The 13,802-nt window shown below is 60.5% G+C and carries 15 protein-coding genes; all 15 read right to left on the bottom strand.

The annotated features are described in order from the left end of the window. Window positions 1-4 precede the first annotated feature (4 nt). The 15 genes from RBB32_RS18820 to RBB32_RS18750 all read right to left on the bottom strand — a co-directional run bounded on the left by RBB32_RS18820 (window position 5) and on the right by RBB32_RS18750 (window position 13,793). A complete protein-coding gene (locus RBB32_RS18820; protein WP_306154960.1) occupies window positions 5-754 on the bottom strand; it encodes a biotin--[acetyl-CoA-carboxylase] ligase in 750 nt (249 codons plus the stop codon). 84 nt (window positions 755-838) lie between these two features. After that, the gene (nuoN, locus tag RBB32_RS18815) at window positions 839-2,272 is read right to left on the bottom strand and encodes an NADH-quinone oxidoreductase subunit NuoN (protein WP_306154959.1); all 1,434 of its coding nucleotides are present in this window, start codon (window positions 2,270-2,272) and stop codon (window positions 839-841) included. A 15-nt stretch (window positions 2,273-2,287) separates the two neighbouring features. Further along, the gene (locus RBB32_RS18810) at window positions 2,288-3,835 is read right to left on the bottom strand and encodes an NADH-quinone oxidoreductase subunit M (RefSeq protein ID WP_306154958.1); all 1,548 of its coding nucleotides are present in this window, start codon (window positions 3,833-3,835) and stop codon (window positions 2,288-2,290) included. Further along, entirely contained in the window at window positions 3,835-5,940 is a 2,106-nt protein-coding gene (nuoL, locus tag RBB32_RS18805) for an NADH-quinone oxidoreductase subunit L (protein ID WP_306154991.1), read from the bottom strand. The genes RBB32_RS18810 and nuoL overlap by 1 nt, the downstream gene beginning before the upstream one ends. A 7-nt stretch (window positions 5,941-5,947) precedes the next feature. Continuing rightward, entirely contained in the window at window positions 5,948-6,253 is a 306-nt protein-coding gene (gene nuoK / locus RBB32_RS18800) for an NADH-quinone oxidoreductase subunit NuoK (RefSeq protein WP_037262521.1), read from the bottom strand. A 132-nt stretch (window positions 6,254-6,385) separates the two neighbouring features. Continuing rightward, window positions 6,386-6,994 carry an NADH-quinone oxidoreductase subunit J gene (locus RBB32_RS18795; protein WP_306154957.1) on the bottom strand — a complete coding sequence of 203 codons (609 nt, stop codon included), beginning with the start codon at window positions 6,992-6,994 and terminating at the stop codon, window positions 6,386-6,388. Further along, window positions 6,991-7,404 carry a carboxymuconolactone decarboxylase family protein gene (locus RBB32_RS18790; RefSeq protein ID WP_306154956.1) on the bottom strand — a complete coding sequence of 138 codons (414 nt, stop codon included), beginning with the start codon at window positions 7,402-7,404 and terminating at the stop codon, window positions 6,991-6,993. The genes RBB32_RS18795 and RBB32_RS18790 overlap by 4 nt, the downstream gene beginning before the upstream one ends. Next, on the bottom strand, window positions 7,401-7,895 hold the full coding sequence (gene nuoI, locus RBB32_RS18785) for an NADH-quinone oxidoreductase subunit NuoI (protein WP_306154955.1): 495 nt from the start codon (window positions 7,893-7,895) through the stop codon (window positions 7,401-7,403). The genes RBB32_RS18790 and nuoI overlap by 4 nt, the downstream gene beginning before the upstream one ends. A 3-nt stretch (window positions 7,896-7,898) precedes the next feature. Continuing rightward, complete coding sequence (nuoH, locus tag RBB32_RS18780; RefSeq protein ID WP_306154954.1) at window positions 7,899-8,936, bottom strand: NADH-quinone oxidoreductase subunit NuoH; 1,038 nt, start codon at window positions 8,934-8,936, stop codon at window positions 7,899-7,901. Between the two features lie 7 nt (window positions 8,937-8,943). Further along, entirely contained in the window at window positions 8,944-9,342 is a 399-nt protein-coding gene (locus RBB32_RS18775) for a hypothetical protein (RefSeq protein ID WP_306154953.1), read from the bottom strand. Next, window positions 9,342-11,330, bottom strand: coding sequence for an NADH-quinone oxidoreductase subunit NuoG (nuoG, locus tag RBB32_RS18770; protein WP_306154951.1), 1,989 nt, complete (start codon window positions 11,328-11,330; stop codon window positions 9,342-9,344). Before nuoG ends, RBB32_RS18775 begins: the two co-directional genes overlap by 1 nt. 6 nt (window positions 11,331-11,336) lie before the next feature. After that, complete coding sequence (locus tag RBB32_RS18765; protein ID WP_306154949.1) at window positions 11,337-11,750, bottom strand: DUF5333 domain-containing protein; 414 nt, start codon at window positions 11,748-11,750, stop codon at window positions 11,337-11,339. 127 nt (window positions 11,751-11,877) lie between these two features. Next, the gene (locus RBB32_RS18760) at window positions 11,878-12,240 is read right to left on the bottom strand and encodes a hypothetical protein (RefSeq protein ID WP_306154947.1); all 363 of its coding nucleotides are present in this window, start codon (window positions 12,238-12,240) and stop codon (window positions 11,878-11,880) included. Between the two features lie 22 nt (window positions 12,241-12,262). Continuing rightward, window positions 12,263-13,558 carry an NADH-quinone oxidoreductase subunit NuoF gene (nuoF, locus tag RBB32_RS18755; RefSeq protein WP_306154945.1) on the bottom strand — a complete coding sequence of 432 codons (1,296 nt, stop codon included), beginning with the start codon at window positions 13,556-13,558 and terminating at the stop codon, window positions 12,263-12,265. Window positions 13,559-13,565: 7 nt separating this feature from the next. Next, window positions 13,566-13,793: a DUF5337 domain-containing protein gene (locus RBB32_RS18750; protein ID WP_306154943.1), complete on the bottom strand. Its 228-nt coding sequence runs from the start codon at window positions 13,791-13,793 to the stop codon at window positions 13,566-13,568. Window positions 13,794-13,802 lie beyond the last annotated feature (9 nt).

The raw sequence follows: 13,802 nt of genomic DNA, 5'->3' as shown, positions 1-13,802 counted from the left end.
TTTTTCAGAAGAACACCTCGGCCGCCGGAATGGCGTGCCGTGTATCGCGCGTTGTTAGAACAAGATTGCCCGCCTCGTCCACCGTCTCGAAGGTGCCGGTCAGTTCCACCCGCGCGGTACGGGCCGTGATCACCTCGCCCAAACGCGCGGCACGATCCAGCCACGCGGTGCGTATCGGGCCGAAACCATAGGTCGTAAATTGTGTTTCATGCCGGGCATAGGCCTGTGCCACGAGGTCCAAGCACACCTCGGGCGAGACATCCGCACCGGTCTCGGACAACAGTGAGACAGGGCGCAAGGCGCCTTCTTCGACCTCGCCCACATCCGGCGCATTGCGCAGGTTCACCCCGATACCGATGGCCAAATGTGAAAGACGCGGCCCGTGGCCCGCACTTTCCAGCAAGATACCCGCCAGTTTGCCACCATTCAAAAGCACATCGTTGGGCCACTTGAGGCTTACCCCCTGCGCACGGCCCGTGGCCGCCACAACCGCGTCATAGAGCGCCAGAGAGGCCACGAAGGACCGCAAGGCCGCCTGTTCGGGTGGCTCGGAGGGGTGCAAAACAAGCGTCGCGGCGAAGTTTCCCACCGGATTGGCCCAGCCCCGCCCCCGCCGCCCGCGCGCGGCGGTCTGGTTGAGGGCCATGATCCACGTGGGGCTGCTCAACTCACCGGCCACGCGTGCGGCCTCGGCGTTGGTGCTGTCCACCTCCGCCAGAACCCGGCGCCCGTACCCTTCAGGCCAATCCGTCATCGCACACCCCCTTTGAACCGTCCCCCAGAACCAAAGCGACGCGCCAGTGGCGCGTCACCCTTTGTCGTGGACTGTGTCAGCAGATCAGTTGACAAGCGTCGCCGCCGCGGCTTGGGCCACGCTGTCGACACCGAACATGTTGATAATTCCCAGGAGCATAAGCGCCGCCGAAGCCATCAGGAACCCCCATTGCACCGGCGATTTGCCGGTTTCCAGCGGTTCGCGCTCTTCCCCGAAGTACATGTAATAGACGATCCGCAGGTAATAGAATGCCCCGATCACCGAGGCGACCACACCGGCCACGGCCAGCCATGCCAGCCCGCCCTCGTAGGCGGCGCGCAGAACGTAAAGCTTACCGAAGAACCCCAGAAGCGGCGGGACACCGGCAAGGCTGAACAAAAGCAGCAGCATGGCAAGCGCCCGGCCCGGATGGGCACGCGAATACATGTTCAGGCTGGCGATATCCGTCACCGGCTTGCCATCCCGTTCCATGCTCAGGATGAAGGCGAAGGTGCCGACGTTCATGGTCACGTAAATCGCCATGTAAACCAGCATCGCTTCAACCCCAAGCGCGGTGCCCGCGGCAAGGCCCATCAGGGCATAGCCCATATGCGCAATCGACGAATAGGCCATCAGGCGCTTGATATCGGTTTGGCCAATGGCGGCAACCGCACCAAGGAACATCGACAGCAGCGAGAGGACCGCAAGGACCTGTTGCCAGTCGCCCACGACACCACCGAAAGCATCATGCACCACGCGGGCGAAAAGCCCCATGGCCGCAACCTTGGGCGCGGTGGCGAAAAACGCGGTGATCGGCGTGGGCGCACCTTCGTAAACATCCGGTGTCCACATGTGGAACGGCACGGCCGATACCTTGAAAGCCAACCCTGCCAATACGAAGACAAGCCCAAGCAGAAGGCCAACAGGCGCTTGGCCTTCGGCGGCTTCGATGATGCCTGAGAACAGCGTCGTACCGGCATAGCCATAGGTCAGCGAGGCCCCGTACAGCAGCAAGCCGGAACTCAGCGCGCCAAGCACGAAGTACTTGAGGCCCGCCTCGGTCGACTTGGCGCTGTCCCGGCGCAGCGAGGCGACGACGTAAAGCGCCAGCGACTGCAACTCCAACCCCATGTAAAGCGCCATGAGGTCCCCGGCGCTGACCATCACCATCATACCGACCGCCGACAGGGAGATCAGAAGCGGGTATTCGAAGCGCAAGATCTTGCGCCGGGCCATATACTCCTGCCCCAGCACCAGAACGGCGGAAGCAGACAGCAGGATGGTGACCTTGGCAAACCGGGCAAAGCCATCATCGTTGAACATGCCGCCAAAGGCGGTGCGTGTCCCTTGGCCGGTCGCGCCGATCCACAGTGCCATCGCGGTCAGCAAAGCAGCCGTCAACCAGACCAGCACCCCGGCCATCCGGTCCTTGCCGGTATAGGCCACCAGCAGCAGCGCCGCGAGGGAATAGACCGAGATCAGTATCTCGGGGAGGATAACATTCAGATCTGCCTGCATTGGTCAGGGCCTCCGTTACTGCGTCGCATCGGCGACCTGCGTGGCGGTGTTCGCCTCGGCAAGGGCCGTGTCATAGTTTGAAATCAAGGCTTCGACCGCGGGACCGGTGATATCGGTCACGAGGCTGGGATAGACACCCAAAAGAAGGGTCATCACCACCAAGGGCGCAAAGATCGCCCGCTCGCGCGTGGTCATGTCGGAAATCGACTTGAGGCTTTCCTTGATCAGGTCGCCCAGAACCACCCGGCGATAAAGCCACAGGGCATAGGCCGCCGACAGGATCACGCCGGTTGTCGCCACAAGTGCCACCCATGTGTTCACCTGGAACACCCCGATCAGTGTCAGGAACTCCCCGATGAAACCCGAGGTGCCGGGCAAGCCGACATTGGCCATGGTGAACAGCATGAAGATCAGGGCATAGGCGGGCATCCGGTTCACAAGGCCGCCATAGGCGTCGATCTCGCGCGTGTGCATCCGGTCATAGATCACGCCCACGCAAAGGAAGAGCGCACCCGAGATAAACCCGTGGCTGAGCATCTGGAAGATGGCCCCGTCGATCCCTTGTTGGTTGGCCGCGAAAATCCCCATGGTGACGTATCCCATGTGCGCGACCGAGGAATAGGCGATCAGCTTTTTCATGTCCTCTTGGGCAAGTGCGACCAGCGAGGTGTAGACGATGGCAATCGCCGACATCCACAGAACCAGCGGCGTCAGCACCTCGGCCCCCACCGGGAACATCGGCAGGCTGAACCGCAGGAAGCCATAGCCCCCCATCTTGAGCAGGATCGCCGCCAGAACGACCGAACCCGCCGTGGGCGCCTGCACGTGCGCATCGGGCAGCCATGTGTGCACCGGCCACATCGGCATCTTCACCGCGAAGCTGGCAAAGAAAGCCAAGAACATCAGGGTCTGCATACCGCCGACAACGTGGATACCCAGAACGCTGAAATCTTCCGAGCCGAACTGGTGCCGCATCAACGTGGGAATGTCAGTCGTGCCCGCATCGGTAAACATGGCAACCATAGCGACCAGCATCAAAACCGACCCGAGGAAGGTATAAAGGAAAAACTTGAAGGACGCATAGATACGTTCCTTCCCGCCCCAGATACCGATGATCAGGAACATCGGGATCAACCCGGCCTCGAAGAACAGATAGAACAGCACCAGGTCAAGCGCCATGAACACGCCCAGCATGAGCGTTTCAAGGATCAGGAAGGCGATCATGTATTCCTTGACCCGCACGGTCACGTTCCACGATGCGGCAATCGTGATCGGCATCATGAAGGTGGTCAGCATGACAAAGAGGATGCTGATCCCGTCCACGCCCATCTTGTATTTCAGGCCCAGAAGCCACTCGTGCTCTTCCACGAACTGGAAGCCGGTGTTTTGCGGATCAAAATCGAACAGGATGAAAAGCGACACAAGGAAGGTCACCGAGGTGGCGATCAAGGCCACCCACTTGGCATTGCGCTGTGCCGCTGCATCCTCGCCCCGCAGGAAGACCGCAAGGATCGCCGCCGCGAAGGTGGGGATGAAAGTGACGATGGAAAGAAGGTTATCCATTATTCAGCCCCTCCGGTGAAGGTCATCCAGGTGACAAGCACCGCGATACCGATGACCATGGCAAATGCATAGGTGAAGATGTAGCCGGATTGCGCCCGGCCCGCGAGACGGGTGAAGAAGGGGACAATCCCCATGGCCACCCCGTTGATCGACCCGTCGATCACGTTGCCATCACCGCGCTTCCACAGGAATGCCCCCAGCTTTTTCGCGGGATTGACGAAGATCGCGTTATAGATCTCGTCAAAGTACCACTTGTTGAGCAGGAACAGGTACAGCGGTCGCTGGCTCTCGGCCAGCCGCTTGGGCAGGCTGGGGTTCACGATGTAGAACCAGTAGGCCACGATCAGGCCAAGCACCATGGCAACGAAGGGCGAAAGCTTGACCCACTTGGGAACCCCGTGCGCCTCGTCCAGAACATGATTGTCCGGCCCCACAAAGATCGCCCCCTCGCCCGGCTCACCGGCAAAGACGTAGTGATGCTCGGCGGCCGCGCCGTGGTCGTCGTTGGCATTCCCACCTTCCCCGTGATCGTCAGCGGCAGCATTTTCACCATGCTCACCGGCCTCGGCGTAGGGAATGTTGAAGAACTTGGCCACTTGGTCGGTATGCCCGAAGAAGCTGTTGTACCAGACCATACCGGCAAACACCGCCCCCAGGGCCAGAACGCCAAGCGGGATCAGCATCACCTTGGGGCTTTCATGGGCGTGTTCATGGGTATGCTTGTCGCCGCGCGGCTCGCCCCAGAAGGTGAGGAACATCAACCGCCAGCTATAGAACGAGGTGAACAGCGCCGCGATGACCAGCATCCAGAAGGCATAGCCGCCCTGGCTGCCGACAAAGGCCGACTCAATGACCGCGTCCTTCGAGGCAAAACCGGCGAAACCGATCCAGCCCGTCAGCGGAATACCGACACCGGTGATCGCCAGCGTGCCAATCAGCATCGCGTAGAAAGTCAGCGGCAGTTTCTTACGCAGACCACCATAGTTCCGCATGTCCTGCTCGTGATGCATCCCATGGATGACCGAACCGGCGCCAAGGAACAACATTGCCTTGAAGAAGGCGTGGGTCAGAAGGTGGAACATCGCCACGCTATAGACACCCACACCGGCGGCCACGAACATGTAACCAAGCTGCGAACAGGTGGAATAAGCGATCACGCGCTTGATATCGTTCTGCACAAGGCCCACGGTCGCCGCGAAAAACGCGGTGGTGGCGCCAAGGAAAGTGACAAAGGCCATGGCCTCGGGCGCGTATTCCATTAGCGGCGACATACGGCAGACAAGGAAAACCCCCGCCGTCACCATGGTCGCCGCGTGGATCAGGGCCGACACTGGCGTCGGGCCTTCCATGGCGTCCGGCAACCACGTGTGCAGGAAAAGCTGCGCCGATTTACCCATGGCCCCGACGAACAGCAGGAAGGCAATCAGGTTGGCCGCGTTCCACTCGGTCCAGAGGAAAGTCAGGTTGGTTTCGGCCAGTTCCGGTGCCGCGGCAAAGACCTCATCGAACTGGATCGAGTCGGTGAGGAAAAACAGCGCCATGATGCCAAGCGCGAAACCAAAGTCACCGACCCGGTTGACCACGAAGGCCTTGATCGAGGCCGCGTTTGCGCTTGGCTTGCGAAAGTAAAACCCGATCAGCAGGTACGAGGCAAGGCCCACGCCCTCCCAGCCAAAGAACATCTGGGCAAGGTTATCGGCCGTCACCAGCATCAGCATGGCGAAGGTGAAAAGGCTCAGGTAGGCAAAGAAGCGTGGGCGATAACTTTCCTTCGCATCGTCGAAATTCTCGTCATGCGCCATGTAGCCCATGGAATAAAGGTGCACGAGCGCCGAAACCGTGGTCACCACGATCAACATGGTGGTGGTCAACCGATCCACCCGGATCGACCAAGCGGTATCCAACGTGCCCGATTGAATCCATGTCAGGATATGCACCGGATCGTCCTGATGCGCGCCCTGCAGGAACACGATCCAGCTGAGCAGCGCCGAGAGGAACAACAGGCCCGTGGTCAGCCACTGGGCCCCCTTGTCGCCGATGACGCGCCAGCCAAAGCCGGCAATGATCGCGCCGATGAGAGGCGCAAAGAGGATAATCTTGAAAATCATCGGCTCAGCCTTTCATCACGTTGATGTCTTCCACGGCGATGGTGCCGCGATTGCGGAAGAAGCAGACGAGGATAGCGAGACCGATGGCCGCCTCGGCCGCCGCGACCGTAAGGACAAACAGGGTAAAGACCTGCCCCACCAGATCGCCAAGGAACGACGAGAAGGCCACCAGATTGATATTCACCGCAAGCAGCATCAATTCGATGCTCATCAGCAGGATGATCACGTTCTTCCGGTTAAGGAAAAGCCCGAAAATCCCGATGACGAAGAGCGCCGCCGCGACCGTCAAATAATGTTCAAGTCCAATCATGCGTGTCCCTCCGGGCCGTGCCCGTTCGTCTTTCTATTCTTCGCATCCCGGGCCTGACCCGGAACCTCTTGGTCTTTGCCCCGGCGCGCATGGCCGGGAGGCCCCGGATCAGGTCCGGGGCGGGTCAGACGCTCAGAGCCCCTGCCCCGGTTTCACGTCTTTCAATTCCATTGCCTTGGCCGGATCGCGATACATCTGCGCCAATACATCCTGACGCTTGACGTCCGAACGGTGCCGCAGCGTCAGAACAATCGCCCCGATCATCGCCACCAGCAGGATCAGCCCCGCCAATTGGAACAGAAGGAAGTATTTATCATAAAGCAGCAGGCCAAGGGCGGCGGTATTCTGCACGCCCTCCGGGGCAACAGCGCCACGCGCCGCTTCGGCCCCTTCGGCCATGGTCCAGTTGCCAAAGGCCAAACCGAACTGCATCAGCAGGATCACCCCGATCAGAAGGGCAAGCGGCATGTATCTTGCCATTTCCGCCTTCAACTCGGCGAAATCCACGTCCAGCATCATAACCACGAAAAGGAACAGCACCGCCACGGCGCCAACGTAGACGATGATCAACAACATCGCCACGAACTCTGCCCCCAGCAGAACGAACAGACCCGCCGCGCTGATGAAGGACAGGATCAACCACAGCACCGAATGCACGGGGTTGCGGCTGATCACCGTGAACAGCCCCCCGGTCAGCGCCGAGATCGCAAACAGGTAAAACGACATCGCTGCGATGGTCATGTGTCTTTGTCCTTTTCCTCAGTCTCGTCCAGAACCTCTTGCGCGAATTCCATCGCGCGGGTCATCGACGGAACGCCAGCAAACATCGCCATCTGGGCGATGGTTTCGGCAATCTCATCCTTGGTTGCCCCGGCCTCAAGCGCGTGGCGCACCGTCATCCGGATTTGCGTATCGCTCTGCGCGCCAAGCATGGTCAGCCCCGCCAGCGTCAGCAAAAGCCGTGTCTTGGCATCAAGACCGTCCTTGCTGACCCCTTTGCCAAAAGTCATCTCCATGATGTCCTTGGGCATGGTCGGCCACAGGCTTTCGAACCCCTTGGGCGAGAAGGACTCAAGCGCAGGATTCATGGCCTTGGCCATCTCCTGTGCCTGCGCCATCATCATCTCGAAGGGGTTCTTGGGGTCGGTCATCTGTAAGGTGCATCCAGTTCAAGGTTGCGGGCAATCTCGGCTTCCCATCGGTCGCCGTTCTCCAGAAGCTTTGCCTTGTCGTAAAACAGCTCTTCGCGGGTTTCGGTGGCGAACTCGAAATTCGGACCTTCGACAATGGCGTCCACCGGGCAGGCCTCTTGGCAGAAACCACAGTAGATGCACTTGGTCATGTCGATGTCATAGCGCGTGGTCCGGCGGCTGCCGTCGTCGCGCGGCTCGGCGTCGATGGTGATCGCCTGCGCCGGGCAAATCGCCTCGCACAGCTTACAGGCAATGCAACGCTCTTCGCCGTTGGGATACCGGCGTAGCGCGTGCTCACCCCGGAACCGCGGCGACAGCGGGCCTTTTTCGTGCGGGTAGTTCAGCGTCGCTTTCGGCGCAAAGAAATACTTCAGGCCCAGTTTGAAGCCTTTGAAGAAATCCTTGAGCAGGAAATACCCCGCCGCGCGCCCATAGTCGATATTCGCCATCGGTTAGCCTCCCATCGCCCAGCGGGCCCAAAAGCCGCCAAGCACTTCGAATTTCGCAAGGAACGACACCACCACGACCCAGGCCAGCGACAGCGGCAGGAACACCTTCCAGCCGATGCGCATCAACTGGTCATAGCGGTAGCGCGGTGTAATGGCCTTCACCATCGCGAAGATGAAGAAGAAGAAGGCCATCTTGGCAATCATCCAGAACACCCCGTCGGGCAGGCCCGGAATGGGCGACAACCACCCGCCGAAGAACAACAGCGAGGTCAGAGCGCACATCAGGAAAATCGCGATATACTCGCCCGCCATGAACAACAGGAAGGGCGTTGCCGAATATTCCACTTGGTAACCCGCAACCAGTTCCGATTCCGCTTCCGGCAGGTCAAATGGCGGGCGGTTGGTTTCGGCAAGGCACGAAATGAAAAACAAGAACACCATCGGCAGATGCGGCAGCCAGTACCAGCCGAAGAAACCATAGGCGGTGTCCTGCGCGGCCACGATGTTTCCAAAGTTCAAGCTGCCGGTGGAAATGATCACCCCGATAATGATCAGGCCGATGCTGACCTCATAGGAAATCATCTGCGCGGCAGAGCGTAGCGAACCAAGGAACGGGTATTTCGAGTTCGAGGCCCAACCGCCCATGATCACGCCGTAAACCTCCAGCGAGGACACCGCGAAGACGAACAGGATCGCCACGTTGATATCCGACAGAACCCAGCCTTCGTTCATCGGGATCACCGCCCAGGCAAGGATCGCAAGAACGAAACTGGTCATCGGCGCAAGAATGAACACCGCCTTGTCTGCCCCGGCGGGCACGACCACCTCTTTCAGCACGTATTTCAAGGCATCGGCGACCGATTGCAGCAGGCCGTAAACCCCAACCACGTTCGGTCCGCGCCGCATCTGAACCGCGGCCCAGATCTTGCGGTCGCCATACACCAAGAACAGCAGCGAGATCATGACAAAGCCCACGACGGCCAAACACTGCGCCACGATTAGCACCGCGATTCCAAGCGGGGTTGTAAAGAATTCAGCCATCAGGTCCTCACACCATCGGTATTCCGTTTTCCGCACAATCGGCGGCGACGACTTCAGCGTCGATCGTTTTCAATCCTCGGGGCAGAGCCGGCGAAATGGTATAAACCGCATCGCCGCGCCAGATGCCACCCTCTTCGTCCACATTCGTCCGAAGATGCCGCGCAAATCCGTATCCCCGGATCAAAGTATATTGCGCTGCCGCGCATTCGGCATAGCGGTCAACATCTTCCGCCGTCCGCGCACCGGCCATCCGCACGTGGAAATTCACAAGATCCCCGTCCAGCAGCCGTGTTTCGATTCCCTGATAGTCCGGGGAAAACCGCGACACCTCACCGCCTGCCTCGCAGCCTGAAACAGCGCCGGCGCAAACAAGCGCCACAGGGGATATGATGGCGGCACGCAGCATTACTCGGCGGCCACCGGGGCCTCACGGCGCGCCTTTGCATTGGCGCTCAGTTCCGCCATCAACTCGCTGGCCCGCGCGACCGGGTTCGTCAGGAAGAAGTCATTGATCGCCACGCGGAAATCGGCCTTGCCCAGTTTGCCCTTGGTCAGGGCATCACCGGAATTGCCCGGGACCTGATCCACCTTGGCCAGAACCGGCGCCACCTCGACCAATTGCTTGCGCAACCGAACGATGGAGTCGAAAGGCAACGCCTGCCCCATCTCACCCGACAGCGCCCGCAGAATGGCCCAGTTTTCCTTGGCCTCACCCGGCGGGAACCCCGCGCGCAATGCCAATTGCGGGCGGCCTTCGGTATTGACGAAAAGGCCCTGTTCCTCGGTATAGGCGGCCCCCGGCAGGATCACGTCGGCACGATGCGCGCCTCGGTCGCCATGGCTGCCTTGGTAGATCACGAAGGCGCCAGCGTCGATTTCCACCTCGTCCGCGCCGAGATTGTAAATCACATCCGCCCCGTCGATCGCGGCCTCAAGCCCGCCTTCGGTGGTACAGCCCGCATCCATCGCCCCAACACGGCTGGCAGCCGTGTGAAGAACCATCATCCGGCCGCTCAGGGCCTGCGCCGCGGCCAGAACCGCCGCGCCATCGGCCTCTTGCAAGGCGCCTTGGCCGACGATCACGATAGCCTCATCGCTTACCTTCAGCTTCGACAGCGCATCGCGCCCGGTGCCTGCATGGGTATGCTCATAGGTCAGGTCCATGGTCGGCCCGACCACCGTGACCTCGGCCCCCTTCAGCCACGCCTTGCGGATGCGCGCATTCAGAACCGGCGCTTCGATCGCCGGGTTGGTGCCGATCAGGACAACTTCTTTCGCGGTATCCAGGTCTTCGACGGCCACATTGCCGACATAACCGGCGCGGTTGCCCTCGGGCAGCTTGGCCTTGTCGGTCCGGCATTCCACGGCACCGCCCTGCCCCTCAACCAGTTGCTTGAGTGCAAAGGCCGCCTCGACCGCGGCCAAATCGCCCACGAGGCCGGCCACCTTGCTGGCCCCCTTGATCGCCTCGGCCGCCTTTGCCAAAGCCTCATCCCAGCCTGCCGGGCGCAGCTTGCCGCCTTCGCGGACGTAGGGCCGGTCCAGACGCTGACGGCGCAGACCATCCCAGACAAAACGCGTCTTGTCGGAAATCCATTCCTCGTTCACGCCATCATGGTTGCGCGGCAGGATACGCATGACCTCGCGGCCCTTGGTATCCACACGAATGTTGCTGCCAAGCGCATCCATCACGTCGATGGTTTCGGTCTTGGTCAACTCCCATGGCCGCGCGGTGAAGGCATAGGGCTTGGACACAAGTGCCCCCACCGGGCACAGGTCAATGATGTTGCCTTGCAGATTGCTGTCTAGCGTTTCACCCAGGTAAGCCGTAATCTCGGCATCTTCGCCGCGACCCGTCTGGCCCATCTGGTGAATGCCCGCCACCTCGGTCGTGAAGCGCACGCAGCGGGTGCAGGAAATGCAACGCGTCATGTGGGTTTCGACAAGCGGCCCAAGGTCCAGATCGTCCACCGCGCGCTTGGGTTCTCGGTAGCGGCTGAAATCCACGCCATAGGCCATGGCCTGATCCTGCAGATCGCACTCCCCGCCTTGGTCACAAATCGGGCAATCCAGCGGGTGGTTGATCAACAGGAATTCCATCACCCCTTCGCGGGCCTTCTTGACCATCGGGCTGTTGGTCTTGACGACCGGCGGCTGGCCTTCCGGCCCGGGCCGCAGGTCGCGCACCTGCATCGCGCAGGAGGCCGCCGGTTTCGGCGGCCCGCCGACGACCTCGACAAGACACATCCGGCAATTCCCGGCAATCGACAGCCGTTCGTGGTAGCAAAAACGCGGCACCTCGATCCCGGCTTGTTCACAAGCCTGAATCAGGGTCATCGCCCCCTCTACTTCCAATTCCTGATCGTCGATGATGATCTTGCGCAGGTCAGACATTTTTTCTCACTTTGCTCTCAGTAGCGAGCCGATCTGGCTGTTTTTTCGAATTTCTTCGCGGCCCAGCACACACAGGCTTTCAGGGTCCAGATTGCTGGCCCCCTTGGATTTGAAATAGGCGTTGCGCTTGGCGCGCATCTTGTCCTGTTCCGCATCGTTGTTGACATAGGCATCGATCTCGGCCTCGGTATAGCCGCGCTCAAGCGCCAAGTCCTTTAGGTCATTCACATAGCCACGCGCCCGGAAGAACCGGCCGTAAATGCTGTCGCAGGCACGCCGGATCTTATCCGCCGCGGCAACCGCCAACAGACCGCTATTGATATCAGTCTCGTTCTGCAAACCGGGTTTGGTGCTGGCGCTGCCGGCCATGGCCGCGCTTGCAAGGGTCGCACTCAGAACAAGGGTGGTCATCATACGCATGGGGTGTCTCCTTTTCTCACCACAGCAGAGGCCGCAGGTTTTGCGCCTCCATCTGCTGCGCAGATGGCTTTCGCAGGGAGTGATATGCAATAACACCCCGCGCAAACCATTGATATGAAAAGGAAAGTCACCATGTCACACAGGCCCCGCTCAGGCTCAGCCTGCCATTGGAAATACTAAGGCGCCCATCTTCGGCATCCGGTCCATTGACCCAATCGATGTTCGAGGTTCCGAACTCTTTCAGACAATAGCGCGTGGCCGCATAGCGCCCCGCTTCGCGTGCGCCCAAAAGGCCCCGATCCACGCGGCGCACAGACACTTGAAACTGCTTGCGCGTGTCGCGGTCGCGGCTGACTTTCGCCGGGTAATACTCACCGTTGAAACGCACCCGCTCGGCCCGGTCGCCACAGGCGGACAGCCCCATCGTCGCCGCAAGGGCGACCAAGGCAAGGATCCGGCCCAGGCCGCGTCCCGAATTCTGAGTGGTCATGTCCACGGCTCCGCGCCCCCTGTTATTCTGCCGCAACCGCGCTGACGCGGCCGGTCTTCTGGGCCTTGATACGGTCCTCGATTTCATCGCGGAAATTGCGGATCAGGCCCTGAATGGGCCATGCCGCCGCATCGCCAAGCGCGCAGATGGTGTGGCCTTCGACCTGCTTGGTCACATCGAACAGCATGTCGATCTCCTCGACGTCCGCTTCGCCGCGCACAAGCCGATCCATGACCCGCATCATCCATCCGGTCCCCTCACGGCAGGGCGTACACTGGCCACAGCTTTCGTGCTTGTAGAACTTCGACAACCGCCAGATCGCCTTGATGATGTCGGTATCCTTGTCCATGACGATCACCGCCGCCGTGCCAAGGCTTGACCCCACTTCGCGCAGGGCGTCGAAATCCATCACCGCGTCTTTCATCTTTTCGCCACGCACGCACGGCACCGAAGACCCCCCGGGGATCACCGCCTTGAGGTTATCCCAACCACCGCGAATGCCACCGCAGTGTTTGTCGATCAATTCCTCGAAACTGATCGACATGCTGTCTTCGACCACGCAGGGGTTGTTCACATGGCCCGAGATGGCGAAAATCTTGGTGCCGGTATTGTTGGGCCGCCCGAACCCCGCGAACCATTCCGGCCCACGGCGAAGGATGGTCGGCACAACGGCAATCGATTCCACGTTGTTCACCGTGCTCGGACAACCATAAAGCCCGGCCATCGCCGGGAAGGGCGGCTTCATCCGCGGCATCCCCTTCTTGCCTTCAAGGCTTTCCAGAAGGGCGGTTTCCTCGCCACAGATATAGGCCCCTGCCCCGTGGTGCAGGTAAAGGTCAAAGTCCCAGCCCGATTTGCAGGCATTCTTGCCGATCAAACCGGCCTCATAGGCCTCGTCAATCGCGGCCTGAAGCGCCTCGCGCTCCCGGATGTATTCGCCGCGAATATAGATATAGCAGGCATGCGCGTTCATCGCGAAACTGGCGATCAGACACCCCTCGATCAGGGTATGCGGATCGTGGCGCATGATCTCGCGGTCCTTGCAGGTGCCCGGCTCGGACTCGTCGGCATTGACCACAAGGTATGCAGGCCGCCCATCGCTTTCCTTGGGCATGAACGACCACTTGAGGCCCGTGGGGAAGCCCGCGCCGCCCCGGCCCCGCAAACCACTGGCTTTCATCTGTTCGATGATCCAGTCGCGGCCGTTTTGCAAGATTTTCGCCGTGCCATCCCAATGCCCACGCGCCTTGGCCCCCTTCAGGGTCCGGTCGTGCATGCCGTAGAGATTGGTAAAGATACGGTCCTGGTCTTTCAGCATCCGCTTGTCACCCTCGGTTGTCCTGGCGCGCGCGCCAGATTTGATACGTCACCACCAACGCCCAGATCAGGGCGGCGATGGCAGCCAGATCGAACAGAAAGACAAACCGCACCGGCCATCCCATCTGAGCACCCAGCCATTGCGCCCCCATCCAGACCAACATGGTCATCGCAATCACCACACCCACGGTGCGGCCCTTGCGTGCCAGATGCATTTCGTCCGAACGGTTGCTCATCGTCTTTTG

It is taken from the genome of Roseovarius sp. MMSF_3281, assembly GCF_030733685.1.
GTDB lineage: Bacteria > Pseudomonadota > Alphaproteobacteria > Rhodobacterales > Rhodobacteraceae > Roseovarius.
The sequence above is the reverse complement of the archived record's forward strand: the minus strand, read 5'-3'. Positions and strand labels throughout refer to the sequence as shown.